General features: G+C 67.8%; 21 protein-coding genes. 17 read left to right on the top strand and 4 right to left on the bottom strand.

The window, feature by feature from the left end:
• Positions 1-41: 41 nt before the first annotated feature.
• The 16 genes from ACFYW1_RS34240 (at position 42) to ACFYW1_RS34165 (ending at position 15,321) form a co-directional block, all read left to right on the top strand.
• Positions 42-1,835, top strand: coding sequence for a nickel-dependent hydrogenase large subunit (locus ACFYW1_RS34240; RefSeq protein WP_389002299.1), 1,794 nt, complete (start codon positions 42-44; stop codon positions 1,833-1,835).
• On the top strand, positions 1,835-2,779 hold the full coding sequence (locus tag ACFYW1_RS34235) for a NifU family protein (RefSeq protein WP_389002296.1): 945 nt from the start codon (positions 1,835-1,837) through the stop codon (positions 2,777-2,779). Before ACFYW1_RS34240 ends, ACFYW1_RS34235 begins: the two co-directional genes overlap by 1 nt.
• Entirely contained in the window at positions 2,776-3,429 is a 654-nt protein-coding gene (locus ACFYW1_RS34230) for a DUF5947 family protein (protein WP_389002293.1), read from the top strand. The genes ACFYW1_RS34235 and ACFYW1_RS34230 overlap by 4 nt, the downstream gene beginning before the upstream one ends.
• Positions 3,426-4,067 carry a DUF6084 family protein gene (locus ACFYW1_RS34225; protein ID WP_389002290.1) on the top strand — a complete coding sequence of 214 codons (642 nt, stop codon included), beginning with the start codon at positions 3,426-3,428 and terminating at the stop codon, positions 4,065-4,067. The genes ACFYW1_RS34230 and ACFYW1_RS34225 overlap by 4 nt, the downstream gene beginning before the upstream one ends.
• Positions 4,064-5,467: a hypothetical protein gene (locus ACFYW1_RS34220; protein WP_389002288.1), complete on the top strand. Its 1,404-nt coding sequence runs from the start codon at positions 4,064-4,066 to the stop codon at positions 5,465-5,467. The genes ACFYW1_RS34225 and ACFYW1_RS34220 overlap by 4 nt, the downstream gene beginning before the upstream one ends.
• Positions 5,464-5,583: a DUF6893 family small protein gene (locus ACFYW1_RS34215; RefSeq protein ID WP_376299118.1), complete on the top strand. Its 120-nt coding sequence runs from the start codon at positions 5,464-5,466 to the stop codon at positions 5,581-5,583. Before ACFYW1_RS34220 ends, ACFYW1_RS34215 begins: the two co-directional genes overlap by 4 nt.
• A 34-nt stretch (positions 5,584-5,617) precedes the next feature.
• Complete coding sequence (locus tag ACFYW1_RS34210; protein WP_389002284.1) at positions 5,618-5,830, top strand: hypothetical protein; 213 nt, start codon at positions 5,618-5,620, stop codon at positions 5,828-5,830.
• 7 nt (positions 5,831-5,837) lie between these two features.
• Entirely contained in the window at positions 5,838-6,368 is a 531-nt protein-coding gene (locus tag ACFYW1_RS34205) for a hydrogenase maturation protease (RefSeq protein WP_389002281.1), read from the top strand.
• Positions 6,369-6,370: 2 nt separating this feature from the next.
• Positions 6,371-8,923, top strand: coding sequence for a carbamoyltransferase HypF (hypF, locus tag ACFYW1_RS34200; protein WP_389002278.1), 2,553 nt, complete (start codon positions 6,371-6,373; stop codon positions 8,921-8,923).
• A gap of 55 nt (positions 8,924-8,978) precedes the next feature.
• Complete coding sequence (locus tag ACFYW1_RS34195) at positions 8,979-9,275, top strand: HypC/HybG/HupF family hydrogenase formation chaperone (protein WP_389002276.1); 297 nt, start codon at positions 8,979-8,981, stop codon at positions 9,273-9,275.
• The gene (gene hypD, locus ACFYW1_RS34190; RefSeq protein ID WP_389002273.1) at positions 9,272-10,375 is read left to right on the top strand and encodes a hydrogenase formation protein HypD; all 1,104 of its coding nucleotides are present in this window, start codon (positions 9,272-9,274) and stop codon (positions 10,373-10,375) included. The genes ACFYW1_RS34195 and hypD overlap by 4 nt, the downstream gene beginning before the upstream one ends.
• Positions 10,376-10,383: 8 nt before the next feature.
• On the top strand, positions 10,384-11,472 hold the full coding sequence (gene hypE / locus ACFYW1_RS34185; RefSeq protein ID WP_389002270.1) for a hydrogenase expression/formation protein HypE: 1,089 nt from the start codon (positions 10,384-10,386) through the stop codon (positions 11,470-11,472).
• Positions 11,473-12,222 carry a DUF6390 family protein gene (locus ACFYW1_RS34180; RefSeq protein ID WP_389002267.1) on the top strand — a complete coding sequence of 250 codons (750 nt, stop codon included), beginning with the start codon at positions 11,473-11,475 and terminating at the stop codon, positions 12,220-12,222.
• Positions 12,223-12,634: 412 nt separating this feature from the next.
• A complete protein-coding gene (locus ACFYW1_RS34175) occupies positions 12,635-13,891 on the top strand; it encodes an IS256 family transposase (protein WP_389002264.1) in 1,257 nt (418 codons plus the stop codon).
• A 73-nt stretch (positions 13,892-13,964) separates the two neighbouring features.
• On the top strand, positions 13,965-14,945 hold the full coding sequence (locus ACFYW1_RS34170) for a threonine/serine dehydratase (protein WP_389002261.1): 981 nt from the start codon (positions 13,965-13,967) through the stop codon (positions 14,943-14,945).
• Positions 14,946-15,012: 67 nt separating this feature from the next.
• Positions 15,013-15,321: a hypothetical protein gene (locus ACFYW1_RS34165; protein WP_389002382.1), complete on the top strand. Its 309-nt coding sequence runs from the start codon at positions 15,013-15,015 to the stop codon at positions 15,319-15,321.
• Here ACFYW1_RS34165 and ACFYW1_RS34160 read toward each other — a convergent pair.
• Together ACFYW1_RS34160 and ACFYW1_RS34155 are read right to left on the bottom strand one after the other, a co-directional pair.
• Entirely contained in the window at positions 15,274-15,477 is a 204-nt protein-coding gene (locus ACFYW1_RS34160; protein ID WP_389002258.1) for a winged helix-turn-helix domain-containing protein, read from the bottom strand. The two genes, ACFYW1_RS34165 and ACFYW1_RS34160, sit on opposite strands and share 48 nt — an antisense overlap.
• Positions 15,478-15,880: 403 nt before the next feature.
• Complete coding sequence (locus ACFYW1_RS34155; RefSeq protein ID WP_389002255.1) at positions 15,881-16,252, bottom strand: hypothetical protein; 372 nt, start codon at positions 16,250-16,252, stop codon at positions 15,881-15,883.
• A gap of 597 nt (positions 16,253-16,849) precedes the next feature.
• On the opposite strand from ACFYW1_RS34155, the gene ACFYW1_RS34150 reads away from it, so the two are divergent.
• A complete protein-coding gene (locus ACFYW1_RS34150) occupies positions 16,850-17,677 on the top strand; it encodes a glycoside hydrolase domain-containing protein (protein WP_389002252.1) in 828 nt (275 codons plus the stop codon).
• A 378-nt stretch (positions 17,678-18,055) separates the two neighbouring features.
• Here the strand turns inward: ACFYW1_RS34150 and ACFYW1_RS34145 are convergent, their stop codons facing one another.
• Positions 18,056-18,583, bottom strand: coding sequence for a hypothetical protein (locus ACFYW1_RS34145; protein ID WP_389002249.1), 528 nt, complete (start codon positions 18,581-18,583; stop codon positions 18,056-18,058).
• Entirely contained in the window at positions 18,577-24,843 is a 6,267-nt protein-coding gene (locus ACFYW1_RS34140; protein WP_389002246.1) for an RHS repeat-associated core domain-containing protein, read from the bottom strand. Before ACFYW1_RS34140 ends, ACFYW1_RS34145 begins: the two co-directional genes overlap by 7 nt.
• Positions 24,844-25,231: the final 388 nt, after the last annotated feature.

Here is a 25,231-nt window from a genome sequence, read left to right as displayed (position 1 = left end):
GCACGTACACCACCGCAATGGACAGAAAGAAGAGGCGGCCAATGACCGCGACGCAGCACAAAGGTGCCGGAGGCGGCCAGGGCAAGAACGACCTGGTCGAGATGGCGTGGGACCCCATTACCCGGATCGTCGGCAGTCTGGGTATCTACACGAAGATCGACTTCAAGCAGAAGGTGGTCGCCGAGTGCCACAGCACCAGCTCAATCTTCCGGGGCTATTCGGTCTTCATGAAGGGAAAGGACCCGCGGGACGCGCACTTCATCACGAGTCGCATCTGCGGAATCTGCGGTGACAACCACGCCACATGTTCCTGTTACACGCAGAACATGGCGTACGGGGTGAAGCCGCCGCACCTCGGCGAATGGATCGTGAATCTCGGCGAGGCCGCAGAGTACATGTTCGACCACAACATCTTCCAGGAGAACCTGGTCGGGGTCGACTACTGCGAGAAGATGGTCGCGGAGACCAATCCCGGGGTGCTGGAACAGGCCAACCGCACTCCCTCCCCGCACGCCGACGCGCACGGATACAGGACGATCGGCGACATCATGCGATCGCTGAACCCGTTCACCGGCGAGTTCTATCGTGAAGCGCTCCAGGTCAGCCGGATGACCCGGGAGATGTTCTGCCTGATGGAGGGCCGGCACGTCCACCCCTCCACGCTCTATCCCGGCGGGGTCGGCACTGTGGCGACCATCCAGCTGATGACGGACTACATCACCCGCCTCCAGCGGTACGTCGAGTTCATGAAGAAGGTCGTGCCGATGCACGACGATCTCTTCGACTTCTTCTACGAAGCCCTGCCGGGGTACGAACAAGTCGGCAACCGGCGCATCCTGCTGGGCTGCTGGGGCTCCTTCCAGGACCCGGAGCACTGCAACTTCGAGTACAAGGACATGACCGGCTGGGGCCGGAAGATGTACGTCACCCCCGGTGTCGTCATCGACGGGAAGCTGGTCACCACCGACCTGGTGAAGATCAACCTCGGCATCCGGATCCTGCTCGGTTCGTCGTACTACAACGACTGGGACGAGCAGGAGACCTTTGTTTCCCACGACCCCCTCGGCAATCCGGTGGACCGGCGCCACCCCTGGAACCAGCACACCAACCCGCAGCCGCAGAAGCGGGATCTGGGCGACAAGTACAGCTGGGTGATGTCACCGCGGTGGTTCGACGGCAAGGACTACCTGGCGCTCGACACGGGCGGAGGGCCGCTCGCGCGGCTGTGGACCACCGCGCTGGCCGGTCTGGTCGACATCGGCTACGTCCAGGCCACCGGCCACAGCGTCAAGATCAACCTCCCCAAGACCGCTCTCAAGGGGCCGGTGGAGCTGGAGTGGCACGTCCCGAAGTGGAGCAACACCATCGAGCGCAACCGGGCGCGCAGCTACTTCCAGGCCTACGCGGCCGCCTGTGCGCTGCACTTCGCGGAGAAGGCGCTCGTGGAGATCCGCTCCGGGAACACCAAGACCTGGGAGAAGTTCGAGGTGCCCGAGGAAGGCGTGGGCTGCGGGTTCAGCGAGGCGGTCCGCGGTGTCCTCTCGCACCACATGGTGATCCGGGACGGCAAGATCGCCAACTACCACCCGTACCCGCCGACTCCGTGGAACGCGAGCCCCCGTGACACGTACGGCACGCCCGGCCCCTATGAGGACGCCGTGCAGGGCCAGCCGATCTTCGAGGAGAACGACCGGGAGAGCTTCAAGGGCATCGACATCATGCGCACGGTGCGCAGCTTCGACCCCTGTCTGCCCTGCGGTGTGCACATGTATCTCGGCGAGGGCAAGAAGCTGGAACTCCTGCACTCCCCCACCCAGTCCGCGGGCAGTGAGTGATGGCGCGGGAGGAGTCCAGGGCCACGCCCGACTGGCGGACGACCGGTGAACGCATCGACGCCCTGATCGCCGCCAGCGGCTCGGGCGGCGCCGTCGCCCGCGAGCGCAGCGAGGAACTGGTCCGGCTCGTCACCGACTTCTACGGTGCCGGGCTGGAACGACTGCTCAACCTCGTGCACGAACAGGGGCGGCTGGACGACGATGTCCTGGCCGCCCTGGCCGGCGACGAACTGGTGGCCGGCGTCCTGCTGGTGCACGGGCTGCATCCATACGGCGTGGAGACCCGGGTCGAGCAGGCACTGGAGAGCGTACGACCGTATCTGGGGTCGCACGGCGGTGATGTGGAGTTGCTCGCCGTCACCGACGAGGGAACCGTCCGGTTGAGACTGCTGGGCAGTTGTGACGGCTGCCCGTCGTCCTCGGTCACTCTCAGGCTGGCCGTGCAGGGTGCTGTGGAGGCGGCGGCGCCGGAGATCACCTCGATCGAGGTCGAGACCACGGCCAGCGAGAACGCCGGGGCGGCGGGGCCGGTGGTACCGGTGGACTCGCTGTTCGCCCGGCTGTACGCGGAGTCCGAGTCGGCCGGCGACGACGGCGCGTCGTGGGAGGTCGTGCCGGAGCTGTCCGGGCTGGAGGCCGGCGCAGTGGCGCGGGTCGCCGTCGGCAGGATGCCGGTGGTGGCGTGCCGCGTGGGTACGGATCTCTTCGCCTTCGAGGACCGGTGCGCACGCTGCGAGCGGCCGTTCGACGGCGCCACACTGGCACGGCGGCTGGGCGGGGGCTCCGGTGATGCGGTCCTGCGCTGCATCGGCTGCCATGCGCACTACGACGTGCGACGGGCCGGGGTCTGCCTCGACGAGGGCGGCGGGCATCTGGCGCCGCTGCCCCTGCTGTCGGACGGTGCCGCGGTCTCGGTGTCGGTCCCCGCGGCGGTGGCGCCGTGACCGCCGCCGGCCGTTCCGCCTCACCGGTCTCCACCCTGCTGCGGCTCAGACGCAACCGGCCGCGGCCGCCCGCCGTCGAGCGCTGCGAGATGTGCGCGGAACCGATCGGCGAGAGCCACCCCCATGTCGTGAACCTCGACAGCCGCGCCCTGATGTGCGGCTGCCGGGCCTGCTATCTGCTGTTCACCGACGAGAACGCGGAGCTGCGCTACCGGGCGGTCCCCGACCGCTATCTGCACTTCGCCGGGCTGACCGTGGACGGGCGCGCCTGGGACGAGTTGCAGATTCCCGTGGGGCTCGCCTTCCTGTTCCACAACTCCGTCCAGGACCGGATGGTCGCGTTCTACCCCGGGCCCGCCGGGGCCACCGAGTCGGAACTGCCGCTGGACGCCTGGGCGGCCGTCGTCGAGTCGAGCCCGGAGCTCGCCATGCTCCGTCCGGATGTGGAGGCGCTGCTGATCCGGCGTACGGCAGAGAGCGACGGTTCGTGCCATCTGGTGCCGATCGACGCCTGCTACGAGCTGGTGGGACAACTGCGTTCGCTGTGGCGCGGGTTCGACGGTGGCTCCGAGGTCCGTGCCGTGATGGACGGCTTCTTCGCGCGAGTGGCGGACCGCAGTCGGCCCGCCGCGGGGGTCGGGGCGCCGTGAACGACTTCGCGTTCTCTGTGCTCGACATCGTCCCCGATCCGTACGCGGCCGCTCCGCAGCTGACCGCGCGGCTGCGGATCGAGGAACGGACGGGCCGACGGATCCACGCCATCGCGCTGCACTGCCAGATCCGTATCGAGCCGCAGCGGCGCCACTACGACGAGGCCGAACAGAGCGGCCTGGTGGCGCTGTTCGGCGGCCGGGACCGCTGGAGGGACACCCTGAAGCCGTTCCGGTGGATGAGCTGCGACACCACCGTGCAGGGATTCAGCGGAGCGACCGAGGTCGATCTCGCCCTGCCCTGCACCTACGACTTCGACGTGGTCGGTTCCCGCTATCTGCACGCCCTGGGCGAGGGTTCGGTGCCCCTCACCCTGATGTTCTCCGGCACGGTCTTCACCCGCGGCAGCAAGGGCTTCGGGGTCGAGCAGGTGCCGTGGGACTGTGAGGCCCGGCACCCGATGCCGGTCGAGGTGTGGCGAGGCATGGTGGCGGCGCACTACCCGAACTCCGGTTGGATCCGGCTGGACCACGACGTGCTGGCGCGCTTCGCGGACTTCCGGGCCCGGCACGGGCTGATCAGCTGGGACGAGACGGTCCAGGCCCTCCTGGCCGAGCACGACGAGGCGGTCCTGTGAGTCTTGACCAGGTGCGCTCGATCGCCGACGCCGTCCTGTACGAGGGGTACCTCCTGTACCCGTACCGGGCGAGCTCGCACAAGAACCGGTCGCGCTGGCAGTTCGGGGTCCTCGGTCCGCCGCACGCCACGGCGGCGAGTTTCGGCGAGGAGCCGGAGATGGAGACGCAGTGCCTGCTGGCACCGCACGACGGGCCGGCGGCCGTCACCGTGCATCTACGCTTCCTCCAGCTCCAGGTCCGCGAGGTGTGCGGCACGGGCGAGGACGGCGTGGACGTACCGGTCGGGGAGCTCATCGTCGACGGGGTGCCGGTGATGTCCTGGGACGAGGCCGTCGAGCGTGAAGTCATCCTGACCGCCCTGCCGTTGGGGGAGGTGGCAGACGCCGTCCACGAGGTCCCGGGTGGCGAGGACACCGAGCCGGTGACCGACTCGCGGGGCGTGGTGGTGGGCCGGATCGTTCGACGGCGGCTGCCGCTGAGGGTCCGGGTCCGCACGCAGGCCGTCGCCGACGACGGATACGTGCGCCTCTCCGTGTCGGTGCGCAACGAGCATCCGGAGCCCGTGGATACCAAGGACGCCGCGATCCGGTCCTCGCTGATCGGCGCGCATCTGCTGCTGCGGGCGCACGACGCCGAGTTCGTCTCGCTGCTCGAACCGCCCGCCGGGGCTGCGGCGGCCGCCGGCCGTTGCCGGCAGCGCAGGTGCTGGCCCGTGCTGGCCGGACCGAAGGGGACGACGGACACCCTGCTCGGTGCGCCGATCATCCTGTACGACTACCCGGAGGTCGCCGAGCAGAGCCCCGGCGCCCTGTTCGACTCGACCGAGATCGACGAGATCCTGACCCTCCGTGTGATGACCATGACGGAGGAGGAGAAGGCGGAGGCCAGGGCCACCGACCCCCGGGCCCGGGAGATCATCGACCGGTGCGACGGCATGTCGCCCGCCGGTCTCCAGCAACTGCACGGCCTGCTGCGCGACCCGCATCCGCCGTCGCCCGAGGCTCCTGTGAGCCCGGCGGCCGACGTCCGGGATGTGGAGCCCGCCGCCTTCGACACCGCGGGCGCCCCCTGGTGGGACCCGGCGGCCGACGCCTCGGTCCGGCCCGGGAGCGACGCTGTCGTGATCGGCGGGGTCCGGGTGGCCAGGGGCAGCCTGGTCCGCGTCCACCCCTCCCGGCGGGCAGACGCGCAGGATCTGTTCTTCGCCGGCCAGGTGGCCCGGGTGACCGCGGTTCTCTCGGACGTGGACGGTGGTACGCACATCGCCCTGGTCCTCGTCGACGACCCCGCCTCGGACTTGCACGACTGGTACGGCCGCTACTTCTACTTCGCGCCCGAAGAACTGACACCCCTGAGTGTCGAGGAGACGGCACAGCACCGAGAGGAGAAACGATCGTGAAGACCCTGGGCATCATCACCACCGGAGCGGCCGCGGCCGTGGCGCTCGTCGCCGTGGCGGTCGGGATCAGGTCGATCCCCGACATCCGCCGCTACCTGCGCATCCGTTCGATGTGAATCCCGATCCGAGTGAAGTGAGTGAGGAGCACCCATGCCGGACACACCGGAGAAGAAGAACGGCGTCGAGGAGGAGCCCCAGGAGGAACGGGGCCCGAAGGGGTCCCGCGACACCGGCTCGAACCGGCCCTCGGGCGGCCCGGCCGACCGGCCCTCGGGCACCTCGGACGAACGGTCCGACACCTCCGTTCAGCCGAAGAAGGCCCAGGACCCTGAATCGCCCGACCTCCAGTCCGGGGACGGCTGAGCCGAGGATGACGAAGGAACCCGACACGGCCGGCCGGGTGCTGGTCGCGGGCATCGGCAATCTGTTTCTCGGCGACGACGGCTTCGGCCCGGAGGTGGTGCGTCGACTGGCCCTCGACGGCGGGATGCCCCCGCAGGTCCGGCTGGTGGACTACGGCATCCGCGGCATGCATCTCGCGTACGACCTGCTCGACGGGTACGACGCGCTGGTTCTGGTCGACGCGTACCCGGGGGGCGGCGCCCCCGGGGAGGTGACGGTGCTCCGCATCGGTGTGGAGGACCTCGGTTCGGGTGAATTCGACGGCCACGGGATGAATCCGGTTGCTGTCCTGGCAAATCTGGATCAATTGGGCGGTACGCTTCCGCTCACCCACCTCGTCGGTTGCACACCCGCCGGAGTCGAGGAGGGCATCGGGCTCAGCGAAGCCGTCGCCGGCGTGGTGCCCGAGGCAATGCAGGCAGTGCACACCCTGGTCCGACAGCTCGTGCCGACCGTACCGACCGCGTCCGTGAAAAGCACCGACCCCCGGAGATCCTGATCATGTGCCTAGGCATTCCTGGCCGCGTCGTGGAGATCCTGGACGGGTATGCGGGCCAGCTGGCTCTGGTGGACGTGGAGGGCGCCAGACGCCGCGTCAACATCGGCATGCTCGACGAGGCACCCGGTCGCGACGACTGGGTGCTTCTCCATATGGGCTTCGCCGTCGAGCTCATCGACCGGGCGAAGGCCCGGGAGGCCTTGTCGGGACTGGAGATGATGGGCCGCGGTCGGGAGCAGCGGATCCGGCGCAGATTCGAGGTGCACGGAGTCGTGCAGGGAGTGGGCTTCCGGCCCTTCGTCTATACCACCGCCTCGGAACTGCTGCTCACGGGTTCGGTTGCGAACACCGGCGACGGGGTGCTCGCCGAGGTCGAGGGAACGGCCGAGGCCGTGGAGGAGTTCGGCCGCCGTCTCCGCGCAGATGCCCCACCGCTCGCGGTCGTCGAGGACGTGCGTACGAGCGAACAGCCGACCCGCGGCGGTACTGATTTCACCATCGAGCGGTCCAGCGCGTCCGACCGGGCCAGGACACTGGTCTCGCCCGACATCGCCACCTGCGGTGACTGCCTGGAGGAGCTGAGCGACCCGTCGAACCGGCGCTACCGTCACCCGTTCATCACGTGCACGCACTGCGGCCCCCGGTTCACGATCGTCACCGGTCTTCCGTACGACCGCGCCGCCACCACCATGGCGGACTTCGAAATGTGCGGGGCCTGCCGGGCGGAGTACGAGGACCCCCACGACCGGCGCTTCCACGCCCAGCCGATCGCCTGTCCAGACTGCGGACCGCGGCTCGAACTCGTGGGCAAGGAGGGCGTGCTCCCGTCGCAGGACGCGGACGCGCTGCGGACCGCGCGGAAGCTTCTCGCCGAGGGCGGGATCATCGCGGTCAAGGGCCTCGGCGGCTACCACCTGGTGTGCGACGCTCGCAACGACGCGGCCGTGGTGGAGCTGCGCCGGCGCAAGCAGCGCGGTGGTAAACCGTTCGCGGTAATGGTGCCGGGCCTCGACGTCGCGCGTGAGCTGGTGACTCTCACGGCGGACGAGGAGGATCTGCTGAGTGGTGGACGCCGGCCGATCGTCCTCCTCCCCCGTCACGCTGCCCGGCCCGGGACGGGCGTCTCCGACGCCGTGGCGCCCGGCAGCCCCCACCTCGGACTGCTGCTGCCTTACACCCCGTTGCACGTCCTGCTCTTCGGGATCGGTGACGACCCGCCGGGCCCGGACGCGCTCGTGATGACGTCGGCCAATCTGTCGGGCGAGCCGATTGTCACCGACGACGGCGACGCGCTGACGGTTCTGGCCCCGCTGGTCGATGCCTGGCTACGGCACAACCGGCGCATCCATGTGCCGTGCGACGACTCGGTCAGCCGCTGGGTCGCCGGTGCCGAGCTGCCGCTGCGCCGCTCGCGCGGATACGCCCCACTGCCGCTCGCGCTGCCCTTCGACGTGCCCCCGACGCTCGCCGTGGGCGCCGATCTGAAGAACACCTGTGCGCTGGCCGGGGGCCGCTACGCCTGGCTGAGCCAACACATCGGCGACATGGACGACCTGTCCACGGTCGATGCCCTGACCCGTACCGAGAAGCACCTGGAGGACCTCACCGGGGTGGCGCCCACCCTGCTGGTGGCCGACCGCCACCCCGGCTACCACTCCGGCCACTGGGCTCGTGCCCACGCGGCCGGGCGGCCGGTCCGCACCGTGCAGCACCACCACGCGCACATCGCGTCCGTGATGGCGGAGAACGGCCTGGGCGCGGCCGAGCGTGTGATCGGTATCGCCTTCGACGGCACCGGCCACGGTGCCGACGGGACGGCCTGGGGTGGCGAAGTCCTGGTGGCCGGCTACGCGTCGTTCAGCAGGGCCGCACACCTGGGTTGCGTACCGCTGGCCGGGGGCGATGCGAGTGTGCTGCGGCCGTACCGGATGGCCCTCGCACATCTGCACGCGGCCGGCGTCCCCTGGGACGACGACATGCCCGCGGTCCGTGCCTGCCCGCCCGCCGAACGCGACGTGCTGGCCCATCAGTTCGCAACCGGATTCGGCTGCGTTCCCACGTCGGGCATGGGCCGGCTCTTCGACGCGGTCGCGTCCCTGGCCGACGTCCGGCACGTGGTGGCGTATGAGGCGGAAGCGGCCATGGAATTGGAAGGGCTGGCCCGTACCGCGGCAACCGGCTCCGCAGCACCGGAGGGCGGCTATCGCTTCGGGATCCGGCCCGGTAAGAGGGAGGAACCCGCCGTCGCGGATCCGGGTCCGGTCGTGCGGGCCGTGGTGTCCGACGTACGGGACGGCCTTCCGACCGGGCTGATCGCCGCACGTTTCCACGCCGCCGTCGCCACTCTGGCCGCCCGCCTTGCAGACCTCTGTCGCACGCGCACCGGCCTCGGCACCGTGGCACTGGGCGGTGGCGTCTTCCAGAACGCCGTACTGCTGGAGGCGACGCAACGCGGCCTGACCGAGCAAGGCTTCACCGTCCTGCGACCGCGTCTGCTCCCCCCGAACGACGGCGGGATCGCCCTCGGCCAGCTCATGATCGCCGCATCGGGCTGACGCCGCCGTACGACCGTACCGCCGTAGCTCAAGAGGGATCCACAGAGGAGAAACCATGTGTCTGGCTGTTCCGGGGCGTGTCCTCAGTACCGCCGAAGTCGACGGCACTGTGATGGCCGAGGTCGATTTCGGCGGGGTGCGCAAGGAGGTGTGCCTCCAGTACATCCCCGATGTGGCAGTCGGTGAATACGTCATCGTGCACGTCGGATTCGCCATCCAGCGCCTCGACGAACGGTCGGCCCTGGACACCCTTGCCGACTTCGAGCGGCTCGGCATTCTGGCCGAGGAGTTCGGAGACGGCTTCGAACACGCAGCCCGACGGGGTGCCTTTCCCGAAGGAGCCGGCCGGTGAAGTACCTCGACGAGTTCAGTGATCCCGATGTCGCGAAGAAGCTGATCGACCAGATCCACGCGGCCACCACGCGCAAGTGGGCGCTGATGGAGGTCTGTGGCGGCCAGACCCACTCGATCATCCGGCACGGCATCGACCAACTGCTGCCGGAGGGTGTGGAGATGATCCACGGACCGGGATGTCCCGTCTGCGTCACCCCGCTGGAGACCATCGACCGGGCGCTGGCGATCGCCGCCCGCCCGGGCGTCGTCTTCTGCTCGTTCGGCGACATGCTGCGCGTGCCCGGCAGCAGCCAGGATCTCTTCTCCGTCAAGAGCGCCGGCGGCGACGTACGCGTGGTGTACTCGCCACTCGACGCGCTGAGGATCGCCCGGGAGAACCCCGACCGCGAAGTCGTCTTCTTCGGGATCGGCTTCGAGACCACCGCCCCCGCGAACGCCATGACGGTGTACCAGGCCCAGCGGCTCGGGGTGCGGAACTTCTCCCTTTTGGTGTCCCATGTGCTGGTGCCGCCCGCGATCGCCGCGATCATGGAGTCCCCGACGTGTCGGGTGCAGGCGTTCCTCGCTGCAGGCCATGTGTGCAGTGTGATGGGAACGGCCGAGTATCCGCCGCTGGCCCGGAAGTATCAGGTGCCGATCGTGGTCACCGGCTTCGAGCCGCTGGACATTCTCGAAGGGGTCCGCCGGACCGTCGTCCAGCTGGAGGCGGGTCGGCACGAGGTCGAGAACGCCTACCCCAGGGCCGTACGCGAGGAGGGCAATGTGCCCGCCATGGAGATGCTTGCCGATGTCTTCGAAGTGACCGACCGGACCTGGCGCGGCATCGGGGCGATTCCCCGCAGCGGCTGGCGGCTCTCCGAGAAGTACCGGGCGTTCGACGCGGAGCAGCGGTTCGACGTGACGGGCATCCACACCGCCGAGTCGTCGCTCTGCCGCTCGGGCGAGGTCCTCCAGGGCCTGATCAAGCCGCATCTGTGCGCGGCGTTCGGCAAGGAGTGCACACCGAGGAATCCGCTCGGCGCGACCATGGTGTCGTCCGAGGGCGCGTGCGCCGCGTACTACACCCACCGCCGCCTGGAACTGGTCGATGCGAAGTGACTGATGCGATGCAAGACGTGACCGCCGTGGTGGACGCCGTGCCCGACCTCGACTTCGAGGGGTGGACCTGCCCGGTGCCGCTGCGGGACGTCCCGTCCGTCGTCATGGGCCACGGGGGCGGCGGTGCCATGTCCGGTGAGCTGATCGAGCACCTGTTCTTGCCCGCGTACGGTGCCGCGGCCGCCGCCGACCTCGGTGACTCGGCCGTCCTGACGGTCGGCTCCGGCACCCGACTCGCCTTCTCCACGGACTCGTTCGTGGTGAAGCCGATGTTCTTCCCCGGCGGGTCGATCGGTGACCTGGCGGTGAACGGCACGGTCAACGACCTGGCCATGTCGGGTGCGACGCCCCTGTTCCTGTCCACCGCCTTCATCCTCGCGGAGGGCACCGCGCTGAGCGACGTCGGCCGGATCGCACAGGCCGTGGGCCGGGCCGCCGAGGACGCCGGCGTACGTCTGGTCACCGGGGACACGAAAGTCGTGGAACACGCCAGTGGAGACGGCGTCTACCTCAACACCTCGGGCATCGGTGTGATCCCTCCCGGAGTGGACATCCATGCGCGCCGGGCGCTCCCCGGCGACGCAGTGCTCGTCAGCGGCGACATCGGCGTACACGGTGTGGCTGTGATGAGCTGCCGGGAGGGCCTCGAATTCGGTACGACGGTGGAGAGCGACACCGCCGCGCTGCACGGGCTGGTCGCCACCATGCTCGCCACCGGTAGCGACCTCCATGTGCTCCGGGACCCGACGCGCGGGGGCGTATCGGCTTCGCTGAACGAGATCGCCCGCGCCTCGGACGTGGGCGTCGAACTGGTCGAGCGACTGCTTCCCGTGCCCCCCACGGTGCGCGACGCGTGCAGCCTGCTCGGGCTCGACCCGCTCCAGGTGGCCAACGAGGGCAAACTGATCGCGATCGTCCCGGCCGGGGACGCGGACCGGGTGCTGGCCGCCATGCGGACGCATCCCCTGGGCAGATCCGCCTGCCGGATCGGCAGTTGCGTTCCGGATCACGCCGGGATGGTCGTGGCGAAGACAGGGCTGGGCGGGAGCCGGGTGATCGGGCTGCCGATCGGCGAACAACTACCGAGGATCTGCTGAGTGAGTGCCGAGGGCGCCCTGCTGTTCGCACGATACGCCTACCCGCCCAACGAGCTCGGCTACTGCGGCCCCGCCGATGCGATGGCCCTCCTGTGCCGTGACGCGACCGCCGACATCGAGCGGCGGGCCCGGCAGTTCGAGGGGGCCTGGTGCTATCTCCAGTTCCTCGCTGAGACGGCCGGGCTGACGGATCCGCTCGACGTGCGGGTGGTCGAGGCGTACTGGATCGGCAACGAGCTGCTGGACCGGGCCGATCCCGCCGCTCTGGTGGAGCGCATGACCGACCGGTTCCGGGGGCAGCTCGGCGGCACCTGGCGCGACGCCGGGCGGCGCGCCCTGGCCCATCACAGCTTCCAGGTGTTCGAGGTGTATCCGTGGGCCCCTATGCTGCGCTCGACTGGTCATCCGACCGCCCTGGCCGTGCTCGACCAGTGCCGGGTCCGTACGGGAGTGGTCGTGGCCGCCGACAGAGACCTGGCGACCGTGCGGTCACGCCCGCTGTGCTGGGACGGGGCGGGGCTGACCGACGGCTCGTGGCGGGAGGAGACCGTACGCTGCTCGGCCGGTGGACTGACGCTGCTCGACGGGCTCTCCGCCGGCGACCGGGTGGCGCTGCACTGGGACTGGGTGTGCGATGTGATCAACGACGAACAGGCCCGACGCATCGAATTGCTCGAGGAACGCCGACGCACCGACTTGGGCCTCTCTTCCTCTGGACCGAGCATCGGCATCCCCGGCGCTCCGGGCTGATGGCCGAGGACTCCGCCGATTCCCGACGCAGTTGGTCGGCGTGCCCGTAGCGCCCCGCTTGCTCCCCAGCCACGTACATCAGAACCCACTGCTGAGAGACCGGTCCCAACCAGGGCCGGCGTCGGCCCCTCGCCGGTCGCCCGCGCCCGTCCCGGGAAGAACGGCTGATCACAGCCGTACTCACTGAGCTCACCGACCAAGACATCTCCCCGCAAGGGCCGCCACTGTGTCATCTGGTGCCTCGTCCCGCCGCCATCCAGTCGAGGTCGCATCTTCGCGAGCAATGCTCAAGACCTGTGGATCGGCCTCGGGAGGGGTGCCTCGCGGAACGCGGAGGGCGTACCTTCCCGAGTGATCGATTGATGGTCACCGATTAGACCCGCGTTGCAGCGCGGGTTGGGAAGGCACGCCCATGCTCAGCGTAGTCAACAACGACGGAACCACCGAGACCGGATCCCTGATGGACGACATCGTCCGCGAGGGCGCCCGGCGGATGCTCGCTGCGGCCCTGGAGGCCGAAGTCAACCAGTACATAGCTGAGTTGGCCGGTGAGCGGGACGAGGTCGGCCGTCGTCTGGTGGTCCGCAACGGCCATCATCGCGAACCGACGGTGACCACCGCCGCCGGGCCGGTCGCGTTGAAGGCGCCCCGCGTGAACCACAAGCGCGTCGACATGGAGACCGGTGAACGCAACCGGTTCTCGTCGAAGATCCTCGCGCCGTGGTGCCGCAAGTCCCCGAAGATCAGCGAGGTCTTGCCCCTGCTCTACCTCCACGGACTGTCGTCCGGGGATTTCGTGCCCGCGATGGAGCAGTTCCTGGGCTCGACGGCCGGCCTCTCACCGGCGACGGTGACCCGGCTGACGAAGCAGTGGACCGACGACCACACCGCCTTCCAGGCCCGCGACCTGTCGGATTCCGACTACGTCTACGTGTGGGCCGACGGCGTCCACCCCAAGGTCCGCCTCGGCCAGGCCCACTCCTGCGTCCTGGTCCTGATGGGTGTGCGCCCCGACGGCCGCAAGGAGCTCATCGCGCTGGCCGAGGGGCTGCGTGAATCGACCGAGTCGTGGGCGGATCTGTTGCGTGACTGCCGTCGACGCGGCATGCGTGATCCCGAACTCGTCGTCGGCGGCGGCGCGATGGGCCTGTGGAAGGCTCTCGCAGAGGTGTTTCCGCAGGCCAGGCATCAGAGGTGCTGGGTCCACAAGGTCCGCAATGTCATGAACGCGCTACCGAAGTCGGCTCAACCCGGAGCGAAGAAGGCCCTGCAGGAGATCTACAACGCCGAGGACCGTGAGCACGCCGAGAAGGCGGTGAAGGACTTCGGGCGCGCCTACGGCGCGAAGTGGCCCAAGGCCGTCACGAAGATCACCGACGACATCGATGAACTCCTGGCGTTCTACGACTTCCCGGCCGAGCACTGGGTCCACCTGCGTACGACAAATCCGATCGAGTCGACCTTCAGCACGGTAAAGCTGCGGACCAAGGTCACCCGTGGGGCCGGCAGCCCTGCAGCCACCCTCGCGATGGTGTTCAAGCTTGTCGAGTCCGCCCAGGGCCGCTGGCGCGCGGTCACCGCACCCCACCTCGTCGCCCTCGTCCGCAACGGGGCCCGCTTCGAGAACGGTCACCTCGTCGAACGTCCCGAGGAGCCCGCCGCAGCGTGACACGCCTCAACCGGCCTGCAAATCCTGACAGTTGCTCATGGACCGGCGCCCGGTAGCGCTAGGCTGCTGTGCTGTGCAGGAGACGCGTCTCGACACTGCTCGGATCCGAGCGGCTCGCCGGGTGATCGACCCGGTCTTTCTCGACACTCCGCTGTACCGCTGCGAGGCGCTGGAGCCCGGCCTTGGGTGCACGGTGAGCATCAAGCTTGAAACGGCGAACCCGGTCCGCAGCTTCAAGGCCCGCGGCACCGAGGTAGTCGCGAGCCTGCTCGCCGACAATGGCCCGCGAGCCGCGGTGTGCGCGAGCGCGGGCAACCTCGGCCAAGCCCTCGCCTGGTCCGGTCGCGGCCGGGGGCTCGACGTCACCGTCGTGGCATCCCGCTTTGCGACTCGGGCCAAGCTTGATCGCATCCGCGCGTTGGGTGCCGGTTTGGAGCTGGTGGACGGCGACCACGAGATGGCTCGCGAGCGGGCGGCGGCCATCGCAAAATACGACGGCATCCGGCTGGTCGAAGACAGCCTGGACATCGAAACCTGCGAGGGCGCGGCGACCATCGGCCTGGAACTGGTGGACACCGCGCCGTCGTTCGACACCGTCCTGATCGCTCTCGGCGGCGGTGCGCTGGCCACCGGCGTGGGCCATGTGGTGAAGGCATTGGCACCCGAAGTCGAGGTGATCTGCGTCCAGCCGCTGGGCGCACCGGCGCTGACACACTCGTGGCGCCAGCGGCGCGTCGTCACCACCGACTCGACCGATACCATCGCTGACGGCGTCGCCGGTCGGTGTCCCATCCCGGCCGTCCTGGACGACCTCCTCCTGGTCGCTGACGACGCCGTCCTGGTCCAAGAGGCGTCGATCATCGCCGGTATGCGGATGCTCCTCGACCACGCCGGCCTCGTCGTCGAACCGTCGGCCGCGCTCGGCATCGCGGCCATCCTCGAAGACCGTGACCGCTTCGCCGACCGACACGTCGTCACCATCGTGTGCGGCAGCAACGTCGATGTAGACGCCTACCACCAATGGGTCGACGCGGCTCCCATCCACAGGTCTTGACAATTGCTCCATTTCGCAGGGGTCCGTAAAACGTTTGGTGTAACTCCCGGTCATGGAAGATGCATCGATGACCAGCAACAACGTGACCGAGGCCGAGCCCGTGGAGCCGTCTGAGGCGGCGTCGGCGAAGTCTGTGGCCGACCGGCTGATTGACGAGCTGGTGGGCGCCGTCGATCAGGGCGATGAAGTCGCGCTCGCTCATACTGCGGCGCTTGCCCTTGCCGGAGGGGTGGGTGCGCAGCCGGGTGCGGGAGCCGGGCCGCATGGCGAGCAGTCCGGCCACGGACAGCCGTCCCGAGCGCCCGTCCGCTCACCGTCACGACCGGGGTCACGCCGCGCCGGCCCCAGGTACGTCCTCGGGGCGGTCGTCGGGTGAAGCCTGCCTCGTCCTCGAAGCAGATGCAGCCCCCGCAGGCCGCACGGGCTCTTTTACCTCCGCCCAGGTCGCCTCCTTCCACACCGTAACGGCCTGCTCGTCGCGCTCGGCTACCCGCCGCCCGGGGGCCTGCGGGCTGAAGCCGAGCCAGTGCATCAACCTCGTCGCTCCCGAGACGCTGGAGGAGACGGAACTCCCGGCTGATCAGTGTGGCCACCCTCTCCGCGGTCCACACCCGGCCCTCCACCCAGCCGTGCGCGGCCGGGCCCTGCTCCAGATACGCCGCGAGTTTCTCCAGACAGCGCGAGGACAGCCGGCACCGCAACCCGCCCGGCCACGAGAGGCCAGAGCCTGCTCACCTGTATTCACCTAAAACCTATTGACTCTGAATATATACCTTGTATGATTGTCAATACCCCATAACACCGAAAGATTCGCAAAGTCGACGAGGACGTCTAGCCGACGGAGCGAACTCGGACAGGATGTGGTTCAGGCCCCCGGCAAGTCGGCGCGATACCGAGGCGGCAGTGACGGCTGCAGCCCCAGGACACGTGCAGAGCTACCGGGGACTGTTTTGCCCTTGGAGTCTTCGTACCGCCGCCGCCTGACCTCGGTACTCAGCGGGGTGTGGGGCGACGTCGCTCGGCGCCGGACTGCGTTCCCGGTCATCCGGGCTCTCTCCTGATGCATGCAGCCCGAAGATCACGGACCGGATGATCCTGATGGTGGTGTCGAGATCGTCCCGGGTCCGGGCCAGTCGCTCCGCGGCCTCAGGGTGCTTCACAAGCGGTTGGACGCCCTGCGGGTCCGCACCCGATGCGAACAGCCGCTGGATAACGATGCCGAAGGGGTCGTAAAAGATCCGCTCCCGTTCGCGCAGCTGGGCGACCGGCTCCGATTTCTGCCGCCGGCCTGCCAGCTCCATCGCCACGGCCACGTGTCCTGCGAAGCCGGCGGCGAGCCCGCAAAGGGGGCTGCAGAAACGGGTCAGCCCTCGTCCTGCTTACCGTGGCAGGGATCCGACGGCTCCTGGACACTCTCCCGCCTCGCCCAAGAGCCGACCGCCCCCCGCCTCACCCACGCACTGAACTGGTCGGCCTGGAGAAGACGTCGCCAGGCCATCGCCCGCAGCTGCCACTACCGAAAGCGCAGTTCAGGACACGAACCGCTGCTGGAGTACTCAGCGCAGCCCACTCGTTCGGATAGTCACCACGGACCTCGGCGACCATACGGACCGCTCGTTTCCGCAGCTCAACGGGATAGGCGGAAGGACGTGCCATGACTCGATCCCTTCACGGAATCGCGTCCCCATCGAACCCGGAACGGTTCATCACGCGAAGCTGCTCACTATCGCTATACGGACGTGGGCTATTCTGCGATGCGCTTCGGGCACCCGAAGCGGAGGCCGTGCCACTGCGCAGACGCTACACCCGTGCTGCGGTCGAGTTGCGGAGTAGCGCAAGAACTGTCCTCTGCAGGCAAGTCGGATTCACGGCGGCCGTAGTCCGCCATACGAATGGGGTGGGGATTGTCCAGTCATAGACTGTCCAAAAAGGGCCGCTACATCGCCTGGGCGACGACGGGTGTCGTCGTCGCTGCGGGTGCCGGGATCGCAGCACAAACATCCATGGCGGCCAGCGTTTGGCCTGCGCAGAAGACGTACACCGGCCGAGCTTTCGATACGTGCACCGCGCCCTCTCTCGCAGCGATGAAAGCATGGAACACGAAGTTCTACGGCGCCGCCGCTGTCTACATCGGAGGCAAGAACCGTGGCTGCGCCCAGCCCAACCTGACCAAGTCCTGGGTGAAGTCGGTCAATTCCACCGGCTGGAAGCTCATACCGCTCTACGTCGGGGCGCAGCCGCCCTGCCAGAAGAGCGCGAATCCGGAAAGGTTCACCGCTTCCACTGCGGCCTCCGTCGGTGCGAGTAACGCGAAGGACGCGGTGGCCAAGGCATCAGCCCTCGGGATGAAAGCCGGCAGCCCGATCTACCTGAACATGGAATCGTACGACATCACCGACAAGGCGTGCAACGACGCCACCCTCACCTACGTGCGTTCCTTCACCAAAACGCTGCGGAACGCAACCTACCGTAGCGGCCTCTACGGCTTCAGCAGCTCCAGTGCTAAGGCCATCGCCACCGCCTCGAACAAGACGGACCTGCCAGGCAACCTCTGGTACGCGCTGTGGGACAAAAAGAACACGACCACCACCGACTGGCCGTGGAACCCCGCTCAGTACACCAACCACAGCCGCGGCCACCAGTACATGGTAAACAGCAAGGAAACGCGGGGCGGTTACACCATCACAGTCGACCGCAACGCCTGGGACGCCCCTGTCGCCATCATCGGCTGAGAAGCTCCAGTTGAGCAGGACTCCGGTTGGTCGGGGGAGGCCGGCCGTTTCCCTGTGCGGGCGACTCGGGGAAACGGAACAGCGGCAACGCGGTCACCGCGCCCCGAGCCGACCGCACAGGGACACATCACCGCGGACACGCGTTCACGTCCCGCACACGGAACACGAAAGGCGCTACCGGCCAGACTTTCGACCGGTAGCGCCTACGGGGAGGGAAGCCCAAACTGCCCCGCCCACCTGCGCGCCCCCGTGCGATGAGGCGCCTTGTCAGTCGAACCGCTTCAGCTGCATCTGGTGCTCTCACTCACTGTAGGAAATCGCGGTGAACAGTGCTCCCATGGCCGTCCCGAGGTCACTGCGGCCAGTTTCTCCATCCGATCATTTGGAGCAGGTCAGCTGGTCATCAATCTCCCGTGCGCTCATGGACTTTCCCTTGATCGTCCAGTACTCGTCCGGTTCCTCTTTCCCGGCCTCGTCGAGACTGATGAGGTCACCAACGGAGTCTTCCTGATCTGCGTAGGTGGCAGATACGTCGATCAGAGGTGGCAGGTTCGGAGGTTGCTGTGCTGCGGAGGATTTCCGGTAGTCAGCGGGCGACCAGAGCCGCAGCAGCCCATCGTCCGAACCTTCAGCGATCGGCCTCTCGCCCCACCACAGCAATTTCTCCTTCTTCGTCTCGCTGCCCGGGTCCCATACCTCGACGCGGGACAGCTTGTCGCCGGGACACATGGGGACTTTCACCTCGACGGTGCGATCCGTAACCCGGAAGCCCACGACCAGCGCTCCGTCATCGGGGTGTTGGGGCACCAGGCCGCATGAGGCGCTCAGCGCACCGACGAGGCAGACCACGGCAACACCAGCGACTTTCCCACTCATCGAGCTTCGCCAACCCGACATCATCAGCACCTGTAGCCTCCGCTTCGCCATCCTGCCCTGCGCTCCCACCGGTTGCGACAGGGGTTCGATCCTGCGCGCAGGTAGCGGACGCCGAAGCCGAGACCGTATCGCAGCCATTGGGACCTGTGCCTCTTTTCATGTCTGATGCGGTCTCGGGTCACGTATGAGCGATTGTTCGAAGTGAAATACGTGGTGCCGAGGGTTGTGCCTCCGCGGGCGTGGAGGCCCCATCCGCCGCGGCACACTCTCATGCCATACCGATTTCCACATTTGTAGCCCATGAAGCGACTGGCGCCTGCAAGGCCGTAGCCCAGGCCTCGGGCGCCCAAGCGGCGAACCTTCTTGTACCGCCAGAATTTCCACGTCCATCGCCTGCCGTCCAGGTCGTATTGGTTGACAGGGTCAGCGGGGTAGGAATACGCATTGGCGCTACCGCCGTAGACAGGGTCCACAGACAGGAAGCGCCCATTGCGAGGGTCGTAGAGGCGTGCGCCCATGAGGATAACGCCGTTGGGCGTTTCGGCGGAGCGCTGCTTGGCGCCGAGCCAGTTGTAGCGGGTGGCTTCCTGGCCGGGGCGGGTGTTGCCGTATTCGTCCGAGTCCAGCGCGACGGGGGCCTTGCTGGTGTCCAGCGGGAGCTGGAGGGCGACGTCGCCGTGGATGGTGGTGAGCTGGAGGACGGTGTCGCCGGTCTTGCTGGTGGTGGCGGCGAGGTCTCCGGAGGCGGAGTCGACGTTACGGGTCAGCGTGCCGGTGGCGGTGTCCTCGGTGATCCAGCGGGGGTTGTCGCCTTCGCTGTCGTAGTGGTTGAGCTTGGACTGGGTCTGGGTCCAGGTGGTGCCGCTGCCGGTCTCGACCTTCCAGGAGCGGAAACGCAGGTTGGCGTCGAGCTGCCAGGTCTGGCGCTTGCCGCCCGATGTCTGCTGGTAGGCGAGGTCGTTGGCGTAGTAGCCGATGGTGCTACCAGGCAGGGCGGTGGTGCGGCCGAAGGCGTCGTAGGTGTAGCCCGTGTCGACGAGCCGGTCGACGCTGTCGTAGGTGTGGCTGGTGGTGGTGCCTCCGGTGGTGGCGCAGTCGAGGCCGGGTGCGGCTGTCGTCGTGGTGAGCGATTTACGGTTGGTGCGTGTGTCGAAGACGTAGGCCCGGCGGGTGCATACCGTCTCGGAGGTGTCTTCAACGGTGGTGAGCCGCCCGACGTTGTCGTAGCGGTAGGTCTGGTCGGACCAGCCCGCGTGGTTGGTGACCTGGCTGTGGATCGACTCGGTCACGGTGTCGGAGTAGACGATCGTGCCGTCGCTGTCGCGGGTGTAGGTGCGGTCGGCAGCCGATCCGGTGGTGTCCTCGGTCTGCTTGAGCGTGTATCCGCCCGGCAGCTTTTCGCTGCTGACGGAGCCGTCGGCGTCGTAGGCGGCGGAGAAGGCACCTGCGATGGAGTCGGTGGTCTTGGTGACCAGGCCGCGCGGCTCGACGGTGTGGTCGTAGGTGTAGGTGACGGTGGAGGGGGAGGTGTCGGTGACCTTGACGGGGCGGTCGAGCAGGTCGTACTCGGTGGTGGTCTTGCCGCCGTCTGCGTCTGTGTAGGAGATCTGGCGGCCGAGTTTGTCGTACGCCCTGGTGATTGTCCCGCCGGTCGGCGAGACCGTCTTGATGACCTGGCCGGTGGCCGGGTCGTACTCGGTGGTGGCTTCCGGGACTGCTTGTCCGGTGCCGCCGGTGACGGCGACCTTGGTGGGACGGCCGGCGCCGTCGTACGTCGTCGTGGTGGTGCGGGTGATGCCGTTCGCGGTGTCGGTGACCTTGGCTGCCTTGCCCCACCAGTCGTACTCGGTGGTGGTGGTCGGCAGTGCGGTCGGGTTGGAGCCACCGCCGGTGATCGCGCCGGCAGCGCTGGTGGAGCATTGCAGGTCCGCCCACTCCGGGCGTCCGGCGCAGGTTCCACTGCCGGTCGCTGACCAGTAGGTGGTCACCCGGGTTGCGGCGTCGGTGCCGGTGGCTCCAGGCAGGAGCTGTTTGACGACCCGGCCCTGGGTGTCGTACTCGGTGGTCTCGGTGATCGCGAGGCCGCTCGGGTCCTTGATCGTCTTGGTCGGCAGGCCCTTGGCCCAGTCGTAGACCGTCTGCGTCACCCGGGTCTCGCCCTGGATGCTCGAATGCTCCCGCACCTGAGCACCTGTGGTGACCTTGGTAATCTGGTCCTTGACCTTGGCGGTTCCGTCGGTCGGACGTCCGGCGTCGTATTCGTTGACCGTCCAGGTACGGGCGGTCACGGACGTTCCGGACGGAACGAGGGTGGTGGTGCCGGACTTGAGGTCGGCGGTGAGGTCGATCCGTCGCAACGGGCCGAACTCTTCCGTCTCGCGGGTTCCGGTCTCGTCGTAGACGGATCGGGTGGACAGCAGGTCGGCTCGCTCGGCACCGGTGATCTGGCCCATGCCGAGGTCGGCCTGGGCGGCCTTATCATCTGCGGTGAGGCCGAGCGCGACAGCGCGGTTGGCGGCCGAGAGTTCACGGACCGTGTTGCCGAAGCGGTCGTATTCGGTGCTGGAGATGTGCCCGCCAGGAGTGACGGAGTTGACTTCGCGGCCGGAGACGCCCAGGTACTGGACACTGGCGCGCTTGTAGTCAGTTGCGGTGAGCGCGCTGCCCGTGTTGGAGGACGGCACGGAGTCGGCGGGGAAGACTGCGGTCGCGTCGGTCGGCGCGTCCAGCTGTCCCCATGTCTTCACATCCGCGGCGCCCATCTTGTAGGGGGCGGAGGTACCGGTCAGCGGAACGTCGTAGACGACGCTGGTGGCCGCGGTTCCTGCTTCAGTACCGGTTGTGCCCTGCTGAAGGCCGGGCCGAGTGGCCTTGAGGAGCATCCCCTCTCCTGCGGTGGCTGCGTTGCCTGCCTTTCCGTAGGTGAAGGTCCAGGGCAGCTCGCCGGGCGTGGTCTGCTGGATGACCCGGCCAGCCGTGTCGTAGGCGTATTCCGTCTTCAGCGAAGGGCTGATCTGCGGATCCCAGGTCTGGCGCAGACGTCCAATGCCGTCGTACAAGTACATCTGTACGGACTTGGACGTTGCCGCTGCTGCTCCGGGTGCGGTGGACCACAGGCGGACCTCCTTCACCTGACCGCTGACGTCACCGAATGCGGCGTCCGTGGCGGTGGTGGAGGTGGCGTAGACGTACTCCATGACGCGGCAGCCCTTGGTCGCCGAATCGGTGGTGCAGGCGGCGGCGGTAGCGGCTGAGGTCGGCGCGATGACCCGCTTGGGCCGGGCCAGCTTCTTGCCGTCCACGGTGACCGTTTCAGAGATCACGGTGGTGGTGGAGTTGGCGAGACCGTCCAGCAGGGTGCTGGAGACCTGCCAGGTCGTGGCTGCCGCGTCGGCCTTGGTGAACTCGGTGACCGTGCCCTCGGTGTCGGTGAGGGTGAAGCTGCCGCTCACACTGCCCTTGAGAGTCAGGTCCTCGGACCCGGGCTCGGATATCCAGCCGGTCTTGCCGGCGTTGGCGGTGAAGTGGGTTTCCTCGCCTTCGGAGTCGACGACGGCCACAGCGGTGTCGGAGGTCCGGCGAATGTGCGAGTAGTCGGAGTCCGTCAGCTCGCCACCCGTTCCGGCCACCCATTCCTTACCGAAGATCGGCGCCTGGCCCTCCTGCTTGGCGCCCTTGTCCGGTGTCCGCGAAGTAGCGGTGCGTGACACCGACAGACCGAACGCGGAGGCGTCGGAGGCGGACAGGGTGTAGTCACCGGTCAGCAGGTTCACCGAGCCCGGTCCCACCTCGCTGCCGGCGGCGCCGTCGGCGTTGCGGTCCACGATCACGGTCAAGGGCTCGGTGCTGCCTGAAGCAGAGCTTGGGCCAGTGAAGTCGGCCTTGATCTGCACGCTGCCGTCCGGGTCGACGGTGCTGGTGGCATTCCACACGAGCGGAGCGTTCTTGCCGCCCGTCATGGGGACCGGCCACGTGGACAGCGCCGTGCCGCTGGAGGTCACATCGCCTGCCGGGATCTTCACCCAGGGGTCGGCCTCCGAACGGCGCCAGGAGAAGAACACCTGGTCGTACTTGGCGGCATCGGCCTCGGCCACCAGGGGAAGACGGCGCGCGGTGCGCTCGCTCTCACCCGGCTGAATGAACCCGCCAGGGCCAGCGTGGAAGGTGTAGTCGATGGCCTCGGACTTGTTGTCCGCCTTGTCCACGGCCCGCACCTGCAGGGTGTGGGTCCCGTCCTTCGGCGGCACAATGCTGATGCCCTTGGCCGCCGTGGAACCGCCGGTAGCGACCTTGGTCCACGTCACACCGTCCAGCGACCACTCCAGCCAGTTGTGATCGGCTGCCGGCGGAGTCACCGTAAACACTCCCGCCTGGCCTACGCCCTTGACCCACGCGGCCGAAGGATAGTCCGTCGAGACGATCTTCGTCGGGGCGGACGGGGCACTGGTGTCGACGGTGAACGTCTTCCACGCCGACCAGCCGACGTTGTAGTGCGCCCCGTCGTACGGCGAGGTCCGGAACTTGTACGTCTTGCCGTTGGTCAGCACACCTGCCGGGACCGTCACCGAGGCGACTTGGCCCGAGGACACGTACTTCGACACGATGACATCGCCGACCTGGGCGTTGGTGGCGTTGTCGAAGATCTGGAAGGTGCCGTTGACCTTGTCACCATCGGAGTCGACGAACGTGTCCCGCAGCGTCGGGGTGACTGTGTTTACGGTGTAGGCGCCGCCGTAGGAGAAGTACGGTGGGCCGGCTTCCTGCTTCGTGCCGGTGCGCGGCCGGTAGTTGTAATTGACCACCAGCTTCGGCGGGTTCGAGGCCGCGTTCGCGGAGTTGACCCGCTTCCACTGGGCAATCACGCTTTCGTCAGTGGCTCGCAGCCCCATGTGACCGCGGGTGGCCTTGGCCGACGCCCACTCCTGCACCAGAGTCGTGACGTTGGCGTTAATCCACCCGTCGGGCTGAGTAGTGCACAAGGTGTTGCCGCGCGTCTCGGTGGAGGTGGCTTTCTTGGCCGTCATCGTCGGCCGGTTCGTCCACCGGCTGGACGTAGAGGCCGCGGGCGAGGACCACACCTCCCACGGATACGCCTTGCAGTCCACGTTGTTGCCCGAGTGGAAGTTCCACAGGGACAGCTTCGCGTCCAGGACCAGAGCGTCCTGGATAGGGGAAGTGTTCCAGGAGATGAAGGACTGCGCTGTGCGCGGCGTGCCGTCGGCGTTCTTCGTTCCCGGGTTGCCCAGGTCGAGCTCGACGTCGCTCGACCAGTCGACGGTCTCGCCCTGCTGCACGTAGGTGTCGAAGACGTTGGACAGGGACGACGTGGAGGGGTCCACCGTCACCGGATACTTCGTGGCCGGGTCGGCGAGGAACTCCACATCCGGGGTGATCACCAGATCGACGCTGGAGCCCTTGGCCACCACCTTCATAGCGACCGGCACCCGGCGGGTGTGCTCACCGGAGCGCTCGTCGACAGTGGCGTCCCACATCACCGGCGCAGGCATAAGCGCCTGCTTCTTGTTCCTCTTGTCCGTGAACAGAACGCTGCCGTCGGCCTGCTGCTTGGCCTTCAGACCCTTGGCCTTCAAAGGCAGTGTGTACGTGTAGCCGTCGGTGGCAGGCTTCTGCTTGATCTCGACGAACTGCTCGAATCCGGTACGGGTCGCCTCGACCACCACGTCGGCACCAGGCACGGCGTTGACGTATTCAGCCCGTGTGCCGTCCAGCTTTGGCGCGGGGAGACCACCCTTCCACTGCAGCGTGATCTGCTGCTCACCCTCACCGAGCGTCACCAGGTCGGTAGCGATGGATGCCTGCGCGGCCTTGAGTGACTTGGGCGGAGTGCCGGTCTTGCCCGCGAGCTTCAGTCCGCGGGGGTGGGCCGTAGGCTCGACCGAGCCGTCAGAGCCCTGTACGAGTTCGAGATCGACGTCCCGCCAATCGCCAGTGGTTTCGTCTTCGAACCGGACCGGGCCGGCGGCGAGCTCGGTAGTGAGCGAACCGTCCTTGTTGGCCCAGGTCGTGGACGTCTCGGTCCGCTCCGAGAGTGCTTCCACCCGCTTACCGGACAGTCGCGCGGCAACCCGCGCAGAGGGGATGTCCGCTGCTTGCGTGGCCGCCGACTTCTTCGGCGCTGGAGGTGCCTTGGACGCTGTGGCGTCCGCCGGACTCGCACCGTCGATCAGCGTGACCGACAGGGCCAGCGTGAGCGTGCCCGCTATGAAGCGCAGGCTCCTGCTGGACCATGGCCGAGCGCGCCCTGATCGCGCGGGTATATGAACCGTCATCATCCCTCGGTCTCTTGCTGTGTACACATCGCTTATGTGATGCATACGTGAAGGTATCGAGAGGGAAAAGACGAGAAAGCGTAACAAGAGCGCTCAAGATCGACAGCGCGAGGAAAGAGCGCCATGTGAACTGAATCACCATCTCCTCGTCAATTATGGGCGTCTACCCAGGTTTCGTTGAATGACACCTTCACTTCTCATTCGATGTACGGACGTTGGTAGCTGCCGGGGCATCTTCTGGCGAGCCGGTGCATCCGGGGATACCGGCGTGAGCCCTGCTGGCAGGGTGACGGAGCGAGGGGTGGGGCTGCGTGAAGCGGCATCGGATGTGGGGCACGGCCGCGGCCGTGGTAGCCGGGTTGACCGGAGTGCTGATCTTTCAGGGGGC

The sequence above is a fragment of the Streptomyces sp. NPDC002669 genome (genome assembly GCF_042889165.1).
In the GTDB taxonomy this organism is placed as follows: domain Bacteria; phylum Actinomycetota; class Actinomycetes; order Streptomycetales; family Streptomycetaceae; genus Streptomyces.
This window is presented reverse-complemented; position numbering and strand designations above follow the sequence as displayed.

What these genes read in the sequence shown, in the direction of transcription:
- hypE (WP_389002270.1), top strand. Translation starts at nt 10,384, where the DNA reads ATGCAAGACGTGACCGCCGTGGTGGACGCCGTGCCCGACCTCGACTTC.
- ACFYW1_RS34140 (WP_389002246.1), bottom strand. Translation starts at nt 24,843, where the DNA reads ATGACGGTTCATATACCCGCGCGATCAGGGCGCGCTCGGCCATGGTCC.
- ACFYW1_RS34165 (WP_389002382.1), top strand. Translation starts at nt 15,013, where the DNA reads ATGACCAGCAACAACGTGACCGAGGCCGAGCCCGTGGAGCCGTCTGAG.
- ACFYW1_RS34205 (WP_389002281.1), top strand. Translation starts at nt 5,838, where the DNA reads ATGACGAAGGAACCCGACACGGCCGGCCGGGTGCTGGTCGCGGGCATC.
- ACFYW1_RS34240 (WP_389002299.1), top strand. Translation starts at nt 42, where the DNA reads ATGACCGCGACGCAGCACAAAGGTGCCGGAGGCGGCCAGGGCAAGAAC.
- ACFYW1_RS34160 (WP_389002258.1), bottom strand. Translation starts at nt 15,477, where the DNA reads ATGCACTGGCTCGGCTTCAGCCCGCAGGCCCCCGGGCGGCGGGTAGCC.
- ACFYW1_RS34235 (WP_389002296.1), top strand. Translation starts at nt 1,835, where the DNA reads ATGGCGCGGGAGGAGTCCAGGGCCACGCCCGACTGGCGGACGACCGGT.
- hypF (WP_389002278.1), top strand. Translation starts at nt 6,371, where the DNA reads ATGTGCCTAGGCATTCCTGGCCGCGTCGTGGAGATCCTGGACGGGTAT.
- ACFYW1_RS34210 (WP_389002284.1), top strand. Translation starts at nt 5,618, where the DNA reads ATGCCGGACACACCGGAGAAGAAGAACGGCGTCGAGGAGGAGCCCCAG.
- ACFYW1_RS34195 (WP_389002276.1), top strand. Translation starts at nt 8,979, where the DNA reads ATGTGTCTGGCTGTTCCGGGGCGTGTCCTCAGTACCGCCGAAGTCGAC.
- ACFYW1_RS34175 (WP_389002264.1), top strand. Translation starts at nt 12,635, where the DNA reads ATGCTCAGCGTAGTCAACAACGACGGAACCACCGAGACCGGATCCCTG.